Below are 17695 nucleotides of genomic sequence, written 5' to 3'. Positions count from 1 at the left end.
CCATGGCCCGCATGCCGTCGGCCGAGCGACGCCGCCAGCTGACCGAGGCGGCGATCCGCGTGATGGCCCGCGACGGCGTGGCCAGGGCGACGACACGGTCGATCTGCGCCGAGGCAGGCGTGTCCCTGAGCGTGTTCCACTACTGCTTCGACTCCAAGCAGGCCCTGCTGGAGTCCGTCATCGTGGCGATCACCGAGCACGGCATCACCGTCGCGCGGGAGGCCATCCGGCCCCGGGCCACTCTGCGGGAGACCGTCCGCGCCGGCTTCCAGGCGTACTGGGACCACGTCGCCGCCAACCCCGGCGAGCACATGCTCACCTACGAGCTGACGCAGTACGCGCTGCGTCGGCCCGGATTCGAGCACCTGGCGCGACGCCAGTACGAGCTGTACTCCGACACCTACACGGAGCTCATCGAGCAGCTGCGCCTGCACATGCCGTTCGAGCTGCGCGTGCCGGTGCCCGTGCTCGCCCGCTACCTGGCCGCCATGACGGACGGACTGACCCTGCGCCACCTCGTGCTCGGCGACGCCGCGGTCTCCGCGGCCATCCTCGACATGGTCACCGACCACGTCGCGGGCCTCACCGACACCACGGACGAGGACCGGACGCCGCACCCACAGGAACACACCGGCCCACCCCTCCCCGTCTGACGGGACCACCCGCCCGTGTACCGGCACGGGGGCGCCGCCCCCGCGGGAGTGCGCGGGGACGGCGCCCCCTTGCCGTTTCCGGGAGGCCCGGGCGCTAGTGGCGGTGCAGGAGGGTGGTCAGGACCTTGTGGAGGACCGATTCCGGGTCGGCCACGGCTGCCTGCGAGCGCCAGGCCACGAAGCCGTCCGGGCGGACCAGGACCGCTCCGGTCGGGGTGGTGCCGTGGGCCTCGGCCCAGTCCGCGCCGTCCTCCGGGACCAGGTCGGCCTCCGGGCCGGTGCCGATCGCGTAGGCGTCCAGGCGGACGTTCATCCGCTTGGCGACCGGTCCCGCCGCGCCGCTCCACTCGGTGCCCTCCGAGCTGAGCAGGACGAAGGACCGCTCGTAGAGGTCGATGGTGGACCTCCGCACGCCCCGCGCCGCGTCGCGCAGCCACAGGTGCGGGGCACGGGTGCCCGGGTCCCCGCGCAGCCGCATCCGTTCGGGCACGACCGGCAGGTCCGGGTCGGCGCCGACGACCGCGCCCTGGCCGTAGCCGTACCCCATGGCGACGGCCAGGACGCCGTTCTGCGGGCCGCCGCGTGCCGGCGCCTCGGGGACGGACTCCGGGTCCGGCTCGTAGCCCGGGTGGCTGTGCTCGGCCGAACGGGCCGAGGCCCGCTCGCTCGTCGCCCGCGCCACCGGGAGCCGCTCGGACTCGTACGTCTCCAGCAGCCCCGGGCCCGCGGCGCCGTCCAGTACCGCGGCGATCTTCCAGGCCAGGTTGTGCGCGTCCTGGATGCCGGTGTTGGAGCCGAACGCCCCGGTGGGGGACATCTCGTGGGCGGAGTCGCCGGCGAGGAAGACCCGGCCGGCCGCGTACCGCTGGGCGACGCGCTGGGCGGCGTGCCACGGCGCCTTGCCGGTGACCTCGACGTCCAGGCCGGGTGCGCCGACCGCCCGCCGGATGTGCTCCACGCAGCGTTCGTCGGTGAAGTCCTCCAGGGTCTCGCCGCGGTCGGGGTGCCACGGCGCGTGGAAGACCCACCGCTCGCGGTTGTCGACGGGCAGCAGCGCCCCGTCGGCGTCCGGCTTGGTGAGGTAGCACACGATGAACCGCCGGTCGCCGATCACGTCCGCGAGCATGCGGGACCGGAAGGTGATGCTGACGTTGTGGAAGAGGTCGCCGGGACCGCTCCGGCCGATCCGGAGCTGCTCGCGCACGGGGCTGCGCGGCCCGTCGGCGGCGACCAGATAGTCGGCGCGCACGGTGCTGTGCTCGCCGGTCTCCCGGTTCTTGACGAGCGCGGTGACCCCGCTCTCGTCCTGCTCGAAGGAGAGCAGTTCGGTGGAGAACCGCAGGTCCGCCCCGAGGGTGGGGGTCACGGACATGAGTACCGGCTCGATGTCGTTCTGGCTGCACAGGCACCAGCTCGCGGGGCTGAACCGGGCCAGCGCGCCCCCGGGGTCGATCTGCTCGAACAGCCATTTCTGATCGTCGCCGGTCAGCGAGCCGCCCTGCAGGATGCCGTGGTTGTCCGCAAGGACCGAGGCGGCCCGACGGATCCGGTCCTCGACCCCGGCGACCCGGAACAGTTCCATCGTGCGTACGTTGATACCGCGTCCACGCGGGTGCAGCGAGGTTCCCGCGTGCTTCTCGACCAGCATGTGCGTGATGCCATGACGGCCGAGGAACAGCGAGGTGCACAGGCCCACCAGCGAGCCGCCCACGATGAGGACCGGGACGCGGTGGTCGACGTTTTCCTTCATGGCTCTTCCATGCCCTCTGCGACGGGGGTTCCCTCGGTCGTTCACCCGCTTGGTTCTCTCCTCTCGCGCCGACGGGGTCGGCGGACCACGATCGGTTCGGGTGGCGCCGACCCGTGGCGACCGTGTGGTCTCGAAGGAGTGTGAACGATGACAGCCTTGTCGGAACGGATATCCCAGTCCGCCTTCGACGACTCGAGACTTCGGGTCGTGCTGCTGCTGGATCTGTACGACGGTGCGCAGAACCAGTTCCTGGAGGTCTACGAGGACCTGCACAAGCGGGTCTCCTCCGTCCCCGGTCACATCCGGGACGAGCTGTGCCAGTCGATCGAGAATCCGTCGCAGTGGCTGATCACCAGCGAATGGGAGAGCGCCCCGCGTTTCCTCGCCTGGGTCAACAGCGAGGAGCACGTCGCGTCGGTCCAGCCGCTGCACGGCTGCGTGAGGGACACCCGCTCGCTGCGGTTCAGCGTCCTGCGGGAGACCGGCAGGGACCACGGTCCCGGTGCCGCGGCCTCCTTGGCCCCGGGCCCGCCCGCCGGCTCCCCCTTCGCGGCCGCTGCGGCCGCCGCGTCCGCACCGGCCTCCGCCTCCGCGTCCGCGGAGGGGCCGGACCGCGCCAGGGGCCGTCTCCAGGTCGCCCCGCGGCGCGGGGACGGCGTGGTCCGCCACGCCCTGACCTTCACGGTGAAGCCGGGCAGCGAGGCCGTCGTGGCGGAGCTGCTGAGCGGGTACGCGTCGCCGCAGGCTCAGGTCGACGAGCACACGCGGCTGCGCCGCACCTCCCTTTTCATGCACGGCAACCGCGTCGTACGGGCCGTGGAGGTCGAGGGCGACCTGCTCGCGGCGCTGCGCCACGTGGCCCAGCAGCCCGAGGTCAGGGCGCTGGAGGAGGCCATCAACCCGTACCTGGAGCAGGACCGAGATCTCAGCGACCCCGGTTCGGCCCGGACCTTCTTCACCCGCGCGGCGCTGCCCGCCGTGCACCATGTGGCGGCCGGCGGCGGCAAGGGTGCCGAGCTCGAACGGCACGCGCTGTTCCATCCCGCCAAGAAGGGCTGCGGCATGGAACTCGCCCGGCTGCTCGCCGCACAGGACGAGGCGGCCGTGGACGACGCGACGAGCCCGATCGAGGCGAGCACCGTCTTCCAGCGCGACGACATCGTCGTCCGCCTCCTCGACCTGCGCGGGCCGCACGACGCCCACCCGGCCCTGACGCTGGGCGTCGAGGGCGCTCACAAGGCGGCGGTGCTGGCCCGGCTGCTCGACAGCGCCACGGACGGCGTCCCCACCACCCACCAGGAGATCTCGCGCTTCCTGGAGCGCTCCGAGATGCGCCTGATCACCGACCGGCGCTCGCCGGCCCGAGCCTGAGGAGTACGCCATGACCGACCGACTGACCGTGGAAGAGCTGGCCGCGCTGATGAAGAAGGGTGCGGGCATCGCCGTCGACCCCGCCGTGATGGCGGAACGGCCGGATGTGCAGTTCGACGAATGGGGGCTCGACTCGCTCGGGCTGCTCGGCATCGTCGGGGAGCTGGAGAACCGGCACGGCCGGCCCCTGCCCGCCGGCGCGGACCAGTGCAAGTCGCCGCGCGAGTTCCTCGACCTCGTCAACGAAGCCCTGACGGCCGGGACCACCTGACGCGCCCGGCCGGACGGGCGGCGCCGCCCGGCACGCACGACGGCGCCCCGGGACCGGCCTTCCGCCGGTCCCGGGGCGCCGTGGCTCGTGCCGGCCGGATCACCCGGGCACGGTGCACTCGAAGGCGTGCAGGTACGCGTTGACGGGGCGGACCTCGCCGAGCACCAGGCCGGCGTCCGCCAGACGGGTGCGCAGGCTCTCCTCGGTGTGCTTCGCCCCGCCGACGTTGAGCAGCAGCATCAGGTCCATGGCGGTGGTGAAGCGCATCGACGGCGTGTCGTCGACGAGGTTCTCGATGACGACGACCCTGGCTCCGGGGCGGGCGGCGGTGACGACGTTGCGCAGGGTGCGGCGGGTGCTCTCGTCGTCCCATTCGAGGATGTTCTTGATGATGTAGAGGTCCGCCTCGACCGGGACGGCCTCGCGGCAGTCGCCGGGGACGATGGTGGCCCGGTCGGCGAGGGGACCGCCGTCGCGCAGCCGGGGGTCGGCCTTCGCGGCCACACCGGGCAGGTCGAGCAGGTGTCCCCGTACCGTCGGGTGCTTCTCGAGCAGGCCGGCCAGCACATGGCCCTGGCCGCCGCCGATGTCCGCCACCACGCGGACGCCCGTGAGGTCGAGGAGGTCCGCGACGTCGAGTGCCGACTGCATGCTGGAGGTGGTCATGGCGCGGTTGAAGACGTGCGCGGACTCGTGCGCGTCCTCGTGGAGGTAGTCGAAGAACCCCTTGCCGAAGAGGTCGTGGAAGATGCTCCCGCCGGTGCTCACGGCGTCGTCGAGCCGCGGCCAGGCCTGCCAGGTCCAGGGTTCCGTGCACCACAGGGCGATGTAGCGCAGGCTGTGCGGGTCGTCCTCGCGCAGCAGCCGGGACATCTCCGTGTGGACGAAGCTGCCGTCCTCGGTCTCGGCGAAGATGCCGTAGCAGGACAGGGCGCGCAGCAGCCGCCGCAGGGGCGCCGGCTCCGCGTGCACCGCCGCGGCGAGCTCGGCGGGGGTGGCGGGCGACTCCCCGAGGGCGTCGGCCACCTTGAGGCGGGCCGCGGCCCGTACGGCGGCGGCGACGGCTGCGCCGAAGGCGAGTTCCCGCAGGCGCATCGCAGGCGGCGGCGTGTGCGGGGGGCCGGCGTTCGGGGCGGGGACGGGTACGGAGGCGGGGGCGGGGGTGGAATCCAGCGTGGTCATACGGCCTCGATTCTCCTGATCAGGGGCGACATGGTTCAGCACAGTCCGGCCGGCACGGAGGTGTCGCAGCGGTTGTCGAGGAAGCGGTTGCCCGCGCCCGCTCCCTGGTTGGCCAGGTCGTAGGGCAGGTTGTCCAGCACCACGTTGTCCTCGATGACGTTGTCGGTGTTCGTCGCGCCCACGAAGCTCTTGAACAGCAGGATGCCGCCCGACAGCGGGGACGATCCGACGTTGCCCCGGATGGAGTTCGACCGGACGATCGTCTCCTCGGCGCCGGTGAGGACGACGCCGACGCCCTGGATGTCGGGGAGGCGGCTGTTGCCCTTGCAGAACTTGTTGTTCTCGTGGATGCGGTTGCCCCGGATGGTCAGGTCGCCGGCGCCGGGTTCGCCCTCGTCGCCGACGACGAAGACGCCGCCGCAGTTGCCGGTGAGGTGGTTGCCGCTGACGGTGAGGTTCCTGACGCGCCGGACCGTGACCCCGATGCGGTTGCCGGTGAGCCTGTTGCCGCGGATCACCGCGCCGCCGGTGTCGGTGGCGCCGCCCTCGCGCGCGACGGTGTTGGCGATGAAGAGGCCCGACTCGCCGTTGTCGCGGGCGATGTTGTCACGGAAGAAGCCGCGGGTGGACCGCTCCTGGGCGATGCCCCAGGTGCTGTTGTTCTCGGAGATCACGCGCTCGACGCTCAGCCGGTCGGTGTACGAGGCCCAGATGCCGTTCCGCTTGAAGCCGGAGACCGTCAGCGCGCGGATCTCGACACCGGTGACGGGCCGCTCCTGCGTGCCCATGACGCAGATGCCGGTGTCGGCCTGGGAGCAGGCGAGGGCGGCCCGTCCGGAGGCCTGCGGCGTGGCGGGCAGGGTGGTGGCGGCCGGTGGCCGGATCACCGTCCGCTCTCCCCATCCGCGCAGCGTCACCCGCTTGGTGATCAGTACGTTCTCGTAGTAGGTGCCGGGCATGACGGTGATGGTGTCGCCCGGTCGCGCGGAGTCCACCGCGTCCTGGATCGAGTCGCCCGGGTGCACTCGGTGTCCGGCCGCGGACGCGGTGGGCGCGAGGACGCCGAAGCCGGCCGCCATGACGACGGCGATGCACGTGAGGGACTTGAGTTGTCGGTTCGTCACCCTGCAGAAGTTATGGGCGATTGGGACAAATCGCCACACTGGGTGAGCAGATCGACGCATGCCGTCGGCAAACGGCCGCATTTTGACGTCCGGAGAGTGGATCGTCGTACCGGAGGCGGATTCCGTGGGGGCTCCACACCGCGCGACCCCGCGCGGTTGCCCGCCGAACGGCAACGGCGCCGGCCGGGAGGGGTTTCCCGGTCCGCAGCGGGACGGGCAACGGGCAACCCGTCGACCGCGGCTGCCCGGCGGCGCCAGGCTGGGCCGTCGGCACCGGGCACGAGACACGCAGCCCGCAGCCCGAAGCCCGCAAGCACGAACGATCCGCCGGTCCCCAAGGGGAAGCCATGCGCAAGCTGTTCCGCGGCGCCGCCGCCCTCGCCACATCCGTCGTCGCCGTGGTCGCGCTCAGCGCCTCCGTGGCGGCCAAGCCCGTCGACGCCTGGGCGGGATGCCCGGAGGGGGCGGTGTGCGTCTACCCCCAGAACCAGAACCCGGCCGTCAAGCCCACGCACGTCTTCCACCGCTACGGGGCGCACAACCTCAGCAACAAGTTCGGGCACCACTGGGTGCTGAACAACCAGTACGGCGGTGCGACCGCAAACCTGTGCACCGGCTACAACGGCGCCGGCTGCGGCAGCCCCATCGCCGCCAAGACCGGTGTGTACGCCGACCTCACGCCGATCAACTCGATCCGCCTCAACCGCTGACGCACCCGGCGAGGACGGCGTCCGGAGCCGCCGGCCGGCGGCTCCGGGCGTTTCCTGTGCTCGTCGTACCGGCTGGAAGATCCCTCTATCCGGCGGCTCCGCGCGGTAGCCTGGGCGACGCCATCTCACTGCCTGGGCGCACTGCCATGGGGGATGTTTTGGGGGATCCGGACCGCCGGCGCACGGACGACCGGCCACGGGAGTCCGACGACACCGCGCGGCCCTTCCCTGCCCGGCTCAGACGTCTGCGGTTGCAACGCGGCCTGTCCCTTGCCGACCTCGCGCGCGAGACGCACTACAGCAAGGGCTATCTGAGCAAGATCGAGACCGGCTCGAAGCGGGTGACCGTCGATGTCGCGCGCCGCTGCGACGATGTCCTGCGGGCCGGGGGCGAACTGCTGCGGCTGGCCCGGGAGGCCGAGGCCCCCGAGGACACGGCCGGGGCCGGCGACGCGGGTGACGCCGCCGTGGCCGGGCCGCGGTCGGCGGGCGAATGCCCCTACCGCGGCCTGCCCGCCTTCACCGCGAGCGACGCCCGGTGGTTCTTCGGCCGGGAACGGGCCACTGCCGAGTTGGCCGAACGGGTCTTCGAGCGGATCGGCACGGGGCCCCTGGTCCTCGTCGCCCCGTCGGGCGCCGGCAAGTCCTCCCTGCTGAACGCCGGCCTCGTGCCGGCCCTGCGGGACGGCCGCTTCCCGATGCCGGGCGCCGCCGACTGGCCGGTGGTCCGGTGCACGCCCACCGCGCACCCCCTGGACGAACTGCTCGGCCGCGCCGCGAAGGTGCTGGGCGGCGATCTCGGCCTCACCGCCGAGGAGTTGCGCGAGCATCCGCACGCGCTGCTCGCCCCGGTCCACCGGCTGTCGCCACCGCCCGCCGCGACCGGCCCGGGCCTGCCTCCGCCGCCACTGCGTCCGGTCCTGCTGGTCGACCAGTTCGAGGAGTTGTTCACCCTCTGCACCGACGAGGACGAACGGCGTGCCTTCGTACGGGTGCTCTGCGCACTGGCGGCCCCCGGCCCGCAGGACACCCCGTACGCGCCCGCCGTCGTCGTCGTCGGGGTACGGGCCGACTTCACCGGGAACTGCCTGGACCTCCCGGAGCTGGCCCCGGTCTTCACCGGCGGGCTGTTCGTCCTGCCGCCGATGTCGCCCGCGGAACTGCGGGAAGCGATCACCCGGCCGGCCCGGCTCGCGGGTCTGGCCCTCGAACCGGGGCTGGTCCCCCTGCTGCTGCGCGACGTCGGCCTGCGCGACGGACCGCCCGGCGGGACGACGCCCTCCGGTGCGCTGCCGCTGGTCTCCCACGCGCTGATGACCACATGGCGCCGCCGCGAGGGCGCCACCTTGACCGTCGCCGGCTACGAGCGGACCGGCGGCATCCAGGGGGCCGTGGCCCGGACCGCCGAGGAGGTGTTCGCCCGCCTCTACCCGGCCGAACAGCACACGCTGCGGCGCGTCCTGGTGCGGCTGGTGCACGTGGCCGACGGTACGGGGCCGACGCGCCGGCGGATGAGCCGGACGGCCCTCCTGGAGCATCCGGCCGACGCGGGGCCGGCCGCGGCGGCGCTCGACGCCTTCGTCCGGGCCCGCCTGATCACCGCGGACAGCGACACCGTGGAGATCACCCACGAGGCGCTGCTGCACGCCTGGCCGCGGCTGCGCGGCTGGATCGACGCCGACCGCGCGGGGCTCCTCATCCACCAGCAGCTGAGCCACGCCGCCGCCGAGTGGGAGCGCGAGGGCCGCGATCCGTCGGCGCTCTACCGGGGGACGCGGCTGGAGACCGCGGGTTCCTGGGCGGACGAACTCGGCGGCAGTACCCGGCTCACCCCGCGGGAGACGGCCTTCCTCCGGGCGAGCCGGGCGGCGCAGGACGGCCGGGAGCGGCAGGCCGCCCGCCAGGCGCGGCTGCGCCGGCGGATGCTGGCGACGCTGGTCGTCCTGCTGGTCCTGGCGGTGGGCGCCGGCGGGCTCGCGTACCAGCAGCGCGCCGGCGCGCTGGGGCAGGAACGGGTGGCCCGTTCACGGGCGCTCGCACTGGAGTCGGCGGCGCTGGCGGCGGGCCAGCCCGAGGCCTCGATGCTGCTCGCCGGGGACGCGTACCGGACCGCGCGGACGAGCGAGGCGCGCGGGGCCCTGCTGAGCACGCAGTCGCAGCCGTTCCTGGCTCGGCTGGGCGGGCACCGCGGACCGGTCAACGCGGTGGCCTTCGGTCCGGACAACGGCATCCTGGCGACGGGGAGTTCCGACGGGACGGTGACCCTGCGGCGGCTGTCGGACCGGCGGACGACCGCGACGTTCCCGATGCCGGGACGGGTCCGCGCGGTCGCCCTGAGCCCCGACGGCCGGACCCTCGCGGCGGTCTCGACGGACGGGCCGGCGCGGCTCTGGGACGCCGTCGGCGGTGCGGTGAAGGCGGTGCTCCCGGCGAGCACGGCGGGCTCGCGGACGGTGGCCTTCGCGCCGGACGGGCGGTCCGTGGCGACGGGCTGCCCGGACGGGACGGTCCGGTTGTGGGAGACCGGCGGGCAGTACGGCGCCGTCGCGTCCTTGGCCGGGCACACCGGGCAGGTCAACGCGCTGGCCTTCGCCGCGGACGGCCGGACGCTGGTCTCGGCCGGCGCCGACCGGACCGTGCGGCTGTGGGATCCGGCGGGGGGTGGTACGCCCGCCGTGCTGACCGGGCACACCGACGAGGTGCTGGCCGCGGCGTTCGCCCCGGACGGCCGTACGGTCGCCACGGGCGGCGTCGACCGGACCGTACGGCTGTGGGACGTGGCCGGGCGCCGCCCGGCGGCCACGCTGGCCGGGCACAGCGACGACGTCAACGGTGTCGCCTTCACGCCGGACGGTACGACGGTGGTCAGCGCGGGCGGCGACGGCGCGACCCGGCTCTGGGACGTGGCGGGCGCCCGGCCGACGGCGACGCTCGCCGGGCACACCGACTACGTGCTCGGGGTGGCCGTGGACGTCCGGGGCGGGCTCGTGGCCACCGCGGGGTTCGACCAGTCGGTGGTGCTGTGGGACCTGCGGGGCGCGGTGCTGGCCTCTCGGCCGTTCACCGAGATCTGGCAGGCCGCGTTCAGCCCGGACGGGAAGCTGCTGGCGACCGCGGAGGCCGACCACGCGGTGCGGCTGTGGGACGTGGCGGGGCGGCGGGTCGTGGCCACCTTCGAAGGGCACAGCGAGACCGTTTTCTCGGTGGACTTCGCGCCGGACGGGCGGACGCTGGCCTCGGCCGGTTCCGACGGGACGGTGCGGCTGTGGGACGTGGCGGCGGGTGGTCCGTCGGCCACCCTGGCCGGCCAGGAGGGAACCGTGTTCGCGGTCGACTTCGCACCGGACGGGCGGACCCTGGCGGCGGCCGGGTCGGACGGTACGGTCCGGCTGTGGGACGTCGCGTCCCGCCGTCGCGTCGCCACGCTCAGCGGGCACACGGATTTCGCCAACGACGTGGAGTTCAGCCCGGACGGGCGCACCCTGGCGAGCGCCGGGGACGACCTGGCGGTCCGTCTGTGGGACGTGGCCGGACGCCGGCCGCTCGCCGTGCTCACCGGCCACACGGGCGCGGTCCGGGGCGTGGCCTTCGGCCCGGACGGGCGGACGCTCGCCACCAGCGGCAACGACGGGACCGTACGGCTGTGGGACGTGCGGCGCCACCGCTTCGAGGCGGCGCTGGCCGGCCACACCGGTTCGGCGCGGGGCATCGCCTTCTCTCCCGACGGCCGGACGCTCGCGAGCAGCGGCAACGACCGGACGGTGCGGCTGTGGGACGTGGCGGGGCGGCGCACGCTGGCGGCGCTTTCCGGACACACGAACGCGGTGTGGGGGGTGGCCTTCTCCCCCGACGGCGGGACGGTGGCGAGTAGCAGTACGGACGGCTCGGTGCGGCTGTGGGACCTGGACGTGGAGGCGCGCCTGGCGGTGGTCGACCGGCTTCGCAAGAGGCCGGACCGGGCGCCGTCCGCCGCACGCGGGAACGGTCGGCAAAGGGGCGTTTTTCAGCCGGACTTGACGCACCGACCATAAGGACTCGGCCACAGTTTGGCCGAAACTCCTTTGCATGAAACGTTGTTGATAACCCGCCAATCGATAGTACGATTTAAACCGAACATGTGCCCTTGGCAACCATCGACCGGACCTCGACCATCCAGATCATCCGCCGAAGGCACATGCGGAATCGATGATTGTCCACCGGCATCTCCAGGTGCCCGGCCGAGGTCACAAACCTTGACGGGCGGGATACCGGCGGCGCGCACACCCTGCACGCCGTCCACCCCCCGCCGCGCAACAACTAGGGGAGATTTTTCGTGTCGCACATGCGCAAGATCGTCGTTGCTGCCATCGCCGTTTCGCTCACCACCGTCGGTATTACGGCCAGCGCCTCCGCGGACCCGTCGAAGGACGCCAAGGCCCAGGCCGCCGTCGCCGACTCCGGCATCACCGGCACCTGGTACAACCAGCTCGGCTCGACCTTCATCGTGACCGCGAACGCGGACGGCAGCCTCACCGGCACCTACGAGTCGGCCGTCGGCAACGCCGAGAGCCGTTACGTCCTGACCGGCCGTTACGACAGCGCCCCGGCCACCGACGGCAGCGGCACCGCCCTCGGCTGGACGGTGGCGTGGAAGAACAACTACCGCAATGCCCACTCCGCCACTACCTGGAGCGGCCAGTACGTCGGCGGCTCCGAGGCCCGCATCAACACCCAGTGGCTGCTGACCTCGGGCACCACCGCGGCCAACGCCTGGAAGTCCACGCTGGTGGGTCACGACACCTTCACCAAGGTGAAGCCGTCGGCCGCGTCGATCGACGCGGCGAAGAAGGCGGGCGTCAACAACGGCAACCCGCTCGACGCCGTCCAGCAGTAACAGCGCCCGGGCACCCGGAGTGCCGGGACGTCGGACCGCATACGCGCGGGCGGGCCGCAGGCATGTCCTGCGGGCCGCCCGCCGCCGGCGGGGCCCGCCCCGGGCGGAGTTCCGCACGAGACGCGTCTCACACGGTTTCCTCCCCGGCCGGTATTCAGCGTGATCACGACGCCTTGGTACCGTCGGCCGGGGGAAGGTGGAATTGACGTGATGGTGGCAATGCCCGTTGACAGTGTGGATCTGTTCGACCAGGAGTATGCGCTCGACCCCTATCCGGCGATGGCGGCGCTCCGCGCACGCGAACCCGTGAAGTTCGACGAGAACACGGGGCTTTGGCTGATCAGTCGATACCAGGACGTGCGCACGGTTCTCCTCGATCCGGAGAATTACCTTCCGGACAATGCGATCGACGCAGTGGGGCGATTCTCCGTGCCGACGCTGCGCGCGCTGGCGCGGGTCAAATTCGACCTCCCGCAAACGCTTGCAAACAACGGTTCCGACAGTCACGCCGGCTATCGGCGCATCATGACCAGGCTGTTCAACGCCCAGGCCGTGGCCGCCTCGGTGCCGATGGTGGAGAAGGTCGTGGCGGAGGCCCTCGACGACGTCGAGCAGCGGCTCGCCGCCGACGGTGTCTGCGACCTGGCGACGACCATTGCCCGCGACGTGCCCTTCCGGGTGATGCTGGCACTGCTCGGGCTGGAATCGGCCATCGACGTGGACATCGACACCCTGGCCCGCTGGAGCGACGCCTCCCTGGAGCTGTTCTGGGGACGGCCGCGCGGCGAGCGCGAAGTGGCGCTGGCCCGTGAGGCCGCCGCGTTCTACGCCTGGCTCACCGACCTGGTGTCGCAGCCCGCGCCCGAGGACGGCACGCTGCTCGGCGCACTGGCCGCGCACCGGCTGCCGGACGGGGAGCCGCTCGGAGTCACCCAGAAGGCCGCCGTCGTCTACTTCATGATCATCGCCGGTCAGATGACGACCACCCAGATGCTCAGCACCATGTACCGCAGGGCACTGCAGGAGCCCGGTCTGTGGCAGCGGTTCGCCGTCGAACCGGCGGCCGTGGAGCCGTGGACCGAGGAGGTGCTGCGGCGGGACCCGCCCATCACCACCTGGCGCCGGATCACCGGCCGGCCGATGACGCTGTCCGGCGTCGACCTGCCGGCGGGGGCTCCGCTGCTGCTGATGCTGGCGTCGACCGGTTCGGACACGGAGGTCTTCGACCACCCCGAGCAGATCTGTCCGCACCGGGCCAACGTGCGCAAGCACCTGTCCTTCGGCATCGGACGCCACCGCTGTTCGGGAGCCGAACTGGCCCGGATGGAGGCCGACGTGGTGATGCGGATGACCGCGGCCCGGCTTCCGGACCTCCGCTTCTGCACGGAGTCCTCTCCGCAGATGCTGGCGCTGCTCTCCTTCCGCGCCCCGCTCCAGGTGCTGGTGCGGCGGGGCTGAGCGGTTCACGGTCGGCCGGACCGCAGGCGCCGCCGCCGGTCCGGCCGACCGGAGGCCTTCGCGCCGCCGCGGCGACGGGCCGCCGCCCGATCACAGGACCTCCCACATCCCGTGCCCGCCCTCCAGCAGGGCCCTGCGCACCCGGCCGTGGGCGATCTTTCCGCTCGGCGTGTGGGGCAGCTCGTCCACCTCGAAGAGCCGGCGGGGGCACTTCTGCCGCGACAGGTGGGCCGAGGCCCGGTCGCGTACCTCCGCCAGGCCGAGGCGGGCCCCCGGCCGCCACCGGACGACGGCGCACACCAGGTCGCCCCACCGCGGGTCCGGCAGTCCCACGACGGCGGCCTCGTCGATCTCCTCCAGCCGGAGCAGGGCCGCCGTGACCTCCTCGGGATGCACGTTCAGGCCCCCGCTGATCAACATCCCCTGCTTCCTGCCGACGAGGTGCAGGTAGCCCCGCTCGTCGACGCGGCCGATGTCCCCGACGGTGAACCAGCCGTCCCGGTCGGGACCGTCGCCGTCCTCCGCGGACAGGTAGCCGGTGAACAGCATGTCGCTGCGGACGTGCACCTGGCCGGGCTCGCCGGCGGCGACCTCCTCGCCCGCGGGTGAGCGCAGCGACAGCTCCACGCCGTCCACCGGTCTGCCGACGGAGTCCCCGGGCCCGTCCTCGTGGCCGTGCTGCACGGAGACGAGGCTGAGTTCGGTGGCGCCGTAGAACTCCGCGGCATCGGCGTTCGGGAACAGCTCCCCGGCAAGGGCGCGCCGGGCCGGGGACCACTTCGCGCCCGCCGAGAGCAGCGAGCGCACCTGCGGAAAGCGGCGGCCCGGGTGTCGACGGGCGTGTTCGAGCAGGGCCTGGAACATCGTCGGCACCAGGTAGAGCCGGGTGACGTGGTGCCGTTCGAGGTCGTCGAGCGCGCGGTCCGCGTCGAAGACGGGCATCAGGCGTACGGTCGCGCCGACGTGCAGGGCGTGCACCAGCCCGAAGAGGAAGTGCGAGTGCGCCAGGGAGCCGGGCAGCAGCACGGTGTCGGCCGGCCCGATGCCGAAGGCGGCGGTGTAGCGGTCGAACGTGCGCAACCAGGAGCGGTGCGAGCGGACCACGCCCTTGGGGCGGCCCGTGCTCCCGGAGGTGAAGCCCACGTAGAAGGGCCTGTCGGGCGCCACGTACGGCAACGGCGTGGCCGCGCCGCGGGTCGGCGGCGCGGGGCCGCCGCGCAGCCATGCCGCGAATTGGGGGTCGGTGACGTCGACGAGGGTGGCGGGGTCCGCGCAGCGGGCGACCGGTCCTGTGGCGGATGCGCAGAAGAGCCGTGCGGGCGGCGCGTCGTGCAGGACGGCCGCCAGTTCGGCGCTGCTCCACGCCGGGTCGAGGACCATCACCGGGATGCCGGCGAGCGCGCCGCCGAGGAAGAGCGGTGCGAACTCCGCGCGGTTGCCGAGCAGGAGGGCGATCCGCACCCCGGGGGCGGGGTCCGGGCCGAAGTCGGCGCGCAGGGCCCGGGCGACAGCGAGCGCGCCGCGCCGCAGCGCGCCGTAGCTCCACCGTCCCCCGGGCCCGTCGCCGACGGCGAGAGCGGTCCGGTCGGGTGACTCGGCGGCGTGCGTGAGGAACCCGCCGGCGATCGTCATGACGTCCTCCATCACTCGGCCCGGAGCCGCGGCCCGGACCCGGGCCGGTCGGGCTACCAGGGGCTGTGCTTGACCACGACGTCGATGGCGCGGTCGATCTCCGCTTCGGTGAGGTCGGCCCGGGAGGTGAGCCGGATCCGGGAGAACCGGTCGGGGACCGACGGCGGGCGGAAGCAGGCGACCTTGACGCCGTCGGCGAGGCAGTCCTGCGCCCACTGTGCGGTCAGGGCCGCGGAGGGTCCGCGGACCGAGACCACGGCCGCCTGCGCCTCGGTCACCGGCAGGCCGGCGGCGGAGAGGCGTTCGGCCAGCGCCACCGCGACCGCCCGGGTCCGGGCCGGACGGTCCGGTTCGGCGCGCAGGACCCGCAGTGCCGCCAGGGCTCCGGCGGCGGAGGCCGGGGCGAGCCCGGTGTCGAAGAGGAAGCTTCGGGCCATGTTCATGACGTGGTCGACGACCCGGCAGGGGCCGATCACCGCGCCGCCCTGGGCGCCCAGGGACTTCGACAGGGTGATGGTGGTGACCACGTCGGGGCTGCCGGCCAGGCCGGCGGCCCTCACCGCGCCCTCTCCCGCCGCGCCGATGACACCGAAGCCGTGGGCGTCGTCGACGAGCAGCCCGGCGCCGTGACGGCGGCAGACGTCAAGGACCGCGCGCAGGTCGACGAGGTCGCCGTCGACGGAGAACACCGACTCGGTCACGGCCACCGCGCGCTGCTGGTCCCGTTCGGCGAGCGCCCGCTCCAGCGCCTGCGGGTCGGCGTGGCCGGTGTCGACCACGTCGGCGCCGGAGAGGCGGTAGCCGTCGATCAGGGAGGCGTGGTTGAACGCGTCGGAGGCGATCAGGGTGCCGGGGCGGGCCAGGGCGGTCACCGCGCCCAGGTTGGCCAGGTAGCCGGAGGAGAAGACCAGGGCGGCCTCCGCCCCGGCGAAGTCGGCCAGTTCCCGTTCCAGTTCGACGTGCACCTCGGTGGTGCCGGTGGCGAGCCGGGAGCCGGTCGATCCGGCGCCCCAGGTCACGGTGGCGTCGGCCGCCGCCCGGACGACACCGGGGTGGCGGGTGAGGCCGAGGTAGTCGTTGCCGCCGAAGTCGATCACGTTCGGGCGGGGTCCCCGGACCTGGACCCGGCGGGTGAGGCCCGCCCGGTCACGACGCCGGGTGCTGTCGTCGATCCACGCGAAGACCTCGTGCGGGTCGCCGTGTCGCTCTGTTTCCATCGCTTCGCTCCGAACGCTATCCGGCGGGGCCGAGGACGAGGACGCCGTTGTGGCCGCCGAACCCGAACGACTGGGTGAGGGACGGTCCGGGCTCCCACTTCCTGCCGTCGCCGGTCACGACGTCCACGGCGAGCGCCGGGTCGGGGGTGGTCAGGCCGATGGTCGGGGGGATCACCGAGTGGCGCATGGACAGCAGCACCGCGACGGCCTCCAGCGCGCCGCCCGCGCCGAAGGCGTGTCCGGTGGCCCCCTTGGTGGAGGTCACCGGCGGGCAGTCCGGGAAGACCGACAGGATGGCGTTCGTCTCCGCCTCGTCGTTGCGCAGGGTGCCCGTGCCGTGGGCGTTGATCTGCCGTACGTCCTGCGGGCGCACGCCGGCGTCCTCCAGGGCCAGGCGGATGCAGCGGGCCGCGTCGGCTCCCGAGGGCGCGGGCATGGTGATGTCGTGCGCGTCGGCCGTGCTGCCGGAGCCGAGCACCTCGCCGTACAGGGTGGCGCCGCGCGCCACCGCCGTGTCCCAGTCCTCCAGGACCAGCACCGCGGCCCCCTCGGCGATGGCGAAGCCGTCGCGTTCCGCGTCGAAGGGCCGGGTGCGGCCGGACGCGGAGAGGGCCCGCATGTTGGTGAACCCGGCCACGATGGTGGGTGTGATCGCCGCCTCGGTGCCGCCGGCGAGAACCCGGTCGCAGGTGCCGTCGGCGATCATCCGTGCCGCGTGCCCGATGGCGTGGGTGGCGGCCGCGCAGGCGGTCTCCAGGCTCTCGCACGGTCCGCGCCAGCCCTGGCGCATGGCCACCGTCGCGGCGGCCGCGTTGGCCATCATCATCGGCACGAGGAAGGGGGAGACCCGCCTGCCGCCGCGCTCGTGGTGGACGATGCTCTGCCGTTCGAAGGTACTGACGCCGGCGAGGGCCGTGGCGACGACGACGCCGCTGCGTTCGGCGTCCACCTCGGTCAGGCCGGAGTCGCGGCACGCCATGTCGGCGGCGGCGACGGCGAACTGGGTGAACCGGTCGGTGTGCCGCGCTTCCCGGACGTCCATCCAGGGTGAGGGGTCCCAGTCCGCCAGTTCCCGGTGGCCGTCCGGCGGGGTGGTGAAGAGGCCCTCCCAGAAGGCGTCCGCGCCCGTGCCGCAGGCGCTGACGACACCGATCCCGGTGACCGCCACGCGGCGTGCACCGTGCTTCCCGCCGGTCATCGGGCGACCAGCGAGAGGATCAGCCGGTGCAGGTCGCCGACGGTCCGGATCTCCTCGACGGACTCGTCCGGCACCGATATGCCGAACTCCTCCTCGACGGCCATGACCAGTTCGACCTGGATGAGACTGCTGGCGCCGAGATCGTCGGTCAGGCTCGCGTCCGCGGTCACGGACTCGGCCTTGACCTGCAGGACGTCGACGGCGCAGGTGGTGAGGCGGTCGAAAACGTCGTCGTTAGCCACGGGTGGCCAACCTC

General features: G+C 73.2%; 14 protein-coding genes. 7 read left to right on the top strand and 7 right to left on the bottom strand.

Annotation, left to right across the window (positions count from 1 at the left end):
• Positions 1-2 precede the first annotated feature (2 nt).
• The gene (locus IF89_RS0112140; RefSeq protein ID WP_051807003.1) at positions 3-653 is read left to right on the top strand and encodes a TetR/AcrR family transcriptional regulator; all 651 of its coding nucleotides are present in this window, start codon (positions 3-5) and stop codon (positions 651-653) included.
• A gap of 94 nt (positions 654-747) precedes the next feature.
• On the opposite strand, the gene IF89_RS0112135 is transcribed toward IF89_RS0112140, so the two are convergent.
• The gene (locus tag IF89_RS0112135) at positions 748-2403 is read right to left on the bottom strand and encodes an FAD-dependent oxidoreductase (RefSeq protein ID WP_030765405.1); all 1656 of its coding nucleotides are present in this window, start codon (positions 2401-2403) and stop codon (positions 748-750) included.
• A 147-nt stretch (positions 2404-2550) separates the two neighbouring features.
• Between IF89_RS0112135 and IF89_RS0112130 the strand changes: the two genes are divergently transcribed.
• Both IF89_RS0112130 and IF89_RS0112125 read left to right on the top strand, forming a co-directional pair.
• Positions 2551-3774, top strand: a complete 1224-nt coding sequence (locus IF89_RS0112130; RefSeq protein ID WP_030765402.1) for a SchA/CurD-like domain-containing protein — start codon at positions 2551-2553, stop codon at positions 3772-3774.
• 10 nt (positions 3775-3784) lie between these two features.
• Entirely contained in the window at positions 3785-4045 is a 261-nt protein-coding gene (locus tag IF89_RS0112125; protein ID WP_030765399.1) for an acyl carrier protein, read from the top strand.
• Between the two features lie 99 nt (positions 4046-4144).
• Here the strand turns inward: IF89_RS0112125 and IF89_RS0112120 are convergent, their stop codons facing one another.
• Both IF89_RS0112120 and IF89_RS0112115 read right to left on the bottom strand, forming a co-directional pair.
• Positions 4145-5227, bottom strand: a complete 1083-nt coding sequence (locus tag IF89_RS0112120) for a methyltransferase (protein ID WP_030765396.1) — start codon at positions 5225-5227, stop codon at positions 4145-4147.
• A 35-nt stretch (positions 5228-5262) separates the two neighbouring features.
• Complete coding sequence (locus tag IF89_RS0112115; RefSeq protein ID WP_030765393.1) at positions 5263-6351, bottom strand: right-handed parallel beta-helix repeat-containing protein; 1089 nt, start codon at positions 6349-6351, stop codon at positions 5263-5265.
• 347 nt (positions 6352-6698) lie between these two features.
• Between IF89_RS0112115 and IF89_RS0112110 the strand changes: the two genes are divergently transcribed.
• The 4 genes from IF89_RS0112110 to IF89_RS0112095 all read left to right on the top strand — a co-directional run bounded on the left by IF89_RS0112110 (position 6699) and on the right by IF89_RS0112095 (position 13392).
• Positions 6699-7061: a hypothetical protein gene (locus tag IF89_RS0112110; protein ID WP_030765390.1), complete on the top strand. Its 363-nt coding sequence runs from the start codon at positions 6699-6701 to the stop codon at positions 7059-7061.
• A gap of 146 nt (positions 7062-7207) precedes the next feature.
• Positions 7208-11092, top strand: a complete 3885-nt coding sequence (locus tag IF89_RS0112105; RefSeq protein ID WP_078628247.1) for a WD40 repeat domain-containing protein — start codon at positions 7208-7210, stop codon at positions 11090-11092.
• A 290-nt stretch (positions 11093-11382) separates the two neighbouring features.
• Positions 11383-11934, top strand: coding sequence for a streptavidin (locus tag IF89_RS0112100; RefSeq protein ID WP_158717854.1), 552 nt, complete (start codon positions 11383-11385; stop codon positions 11932-11934).
• A 219-nt stretch (positions 11935-12153) separates the two neighbouring features.
• Positions 12154-13392 carry a cytochrome P450 gene (locus tag IF89_RS0112095; protein WP_078628254.1) on the top strand — a complete coding sequence of 413 codons (1239 nt, stop codon included), beginning with the start codon at positions 12154-12156 and terminating at the stop codon, positions 13390-13392.
• Between the two features lie 90 nt (positions 13393-13482).
• On the opposite strand, the gene IF89_RS0112090 is transcribed toward IF89_RS0112095, so the two are convergent.
• From IF89_RS0112090 to IF89_RS0112075, 4 genes are read right to left on the bottom strand one after another with little or no spacing between them, the layout of a single operon-like run.
• Positions 13483-15024: an AMP-binding protein gene (locus tag IF89_RS0112090; protein WP_051807002.1), complete on the bottom strand. Its 1542-nt coding sequence runs from the start codon at positions 15022-15024 to the stop codon at positions 13483-13485.
• 53 nt (positions 15025-15077) lie between these two features.
• Complete coding sequence (locus IF89_RS0112085) at positions 15078-16241, bottom strand: 8-amino-7-oxononanoate synthase (protein WP_030765376.1); 1164 nt, start codon at positions 16239-16241, stop codon at positions 15078-15080.
• Between the two features lie 16 nt (positions 16242-16257).
• Positions 16258-17409, bottom strand: coding sequence for a beta-ketoacyl-[acyl-carrier-protein] synthase family protein (locus IF89_RS0112080; protein WP_234327733.1), 1152 nt, complete (start codon positions 17407-17409; stop codon positions 16258-16260).
• A 26-nt stretch (positions 17410-17435) separates the two neighbouring features.
• Positions 17436-17681 (bottom strand): acyl carrier protein, encoded by a 246-nt coding sequence (locus tag IF89_RS0112075; RefSeq protein ID WP_030765370.1) that lies wholly within the window; start codon positions 17679-17681, stop codon positions 17436-17438.
• Between the last annotated feature and the right edge of the window lie 14 nt (positions 17682-17695).

The sequence above is a fragment of the Streptomyces sp. NRRL F-2664 genome (assembly GCF_000719345.1).
Lineage (GTDB): Bacteria > Actinomycetota > Actinomycetes > Streptomycetales > Streptomycetaceae > Streptomyces.
Note: the sequence above shows the minus strand (reverse complement) of the source record. Positions and strands in the feature narration are given on the sequence as shown.

Bases quoted from the DNA above. Each gene is read 5' to 3' on its own strand.
- IF89_RS0112135 (WP_030765405.1), bottom strand. From the start codon at position 2,403: ATGAAGGAAAACGTCGACCACCGCGTCCCGGTCCTCATCGTGGGCGGC.
- IF89_RS0112090 (WP_051807002.1), bottom strand. From the start codon at position 15,024: ATGACGATCGCCGGCGGGTTCCTCACGCACGCCGCCGAGTCACCCGAC.
- IF89_RS0112085 (WP_030765376.1), bottom strand. From the start codon at position 16,241: ATGGAAACAGAGCGACACGGCGACCCGCACGAGGTCTTCGCGTGGATC.
- IF89_RS0112105 (WP_078628247.1), top strand. From the start codon at position 7,208: ATGGGGGATGTTTTGGGGGATCCGGACCGCCGGCGCACGGACGACCGG.
- IF89_RS0112110 (WP_030765390.1), top strand. From the start codon at position 6,699: ATGCGCAAGCTGTTCCGCGGCGCCGCCGCCCTCGCCACATCCGTCGTC.
- IF89_RS0112100 (WP_158717854.1), top strand. From the start codon at position 11,383: ATGCGCAAGATCGTCGTTGCTGCCATCGCCGTTTCGCTCACCACCGTC.
- IF89_RS0112140 (WP_051807003.1), top strand. From the start codon at position 3: ATGGCCCGCATGCCGTCGGCCGAGCGACGCCGCCAGCTGACCGAGGCG.
- IF89_RS0112120 (WP_030765396.1), bottom strand. From the start codon at position 5,227: ATGACCACGCTGGATTCCACCCCCGCCCCCGCCTCCGTACCCGTCCCC.
- IF89_RS0112095 (WP_078628254.1), top strand. From the start codon at position 12,154: ATGCCCGTTGACAGTGTGGATCTGTTCGACCAGGAGTATGCGCTCGAC.
- IF89_RS0112125 (WP_030765399.1), top strand. From the start codon at position 3,785: ATGACCGACCGACTGACCGTGGAAGAGCTGGCCGCGCTGATGAAGAAG.
- IF89_RS0112130 (WP_030765402.1), top strand. From the start codon at position 2,551: ATGACAGCCTTGTCGGAACGGATATCCCAGTCCGCCTTCGACGACTCG.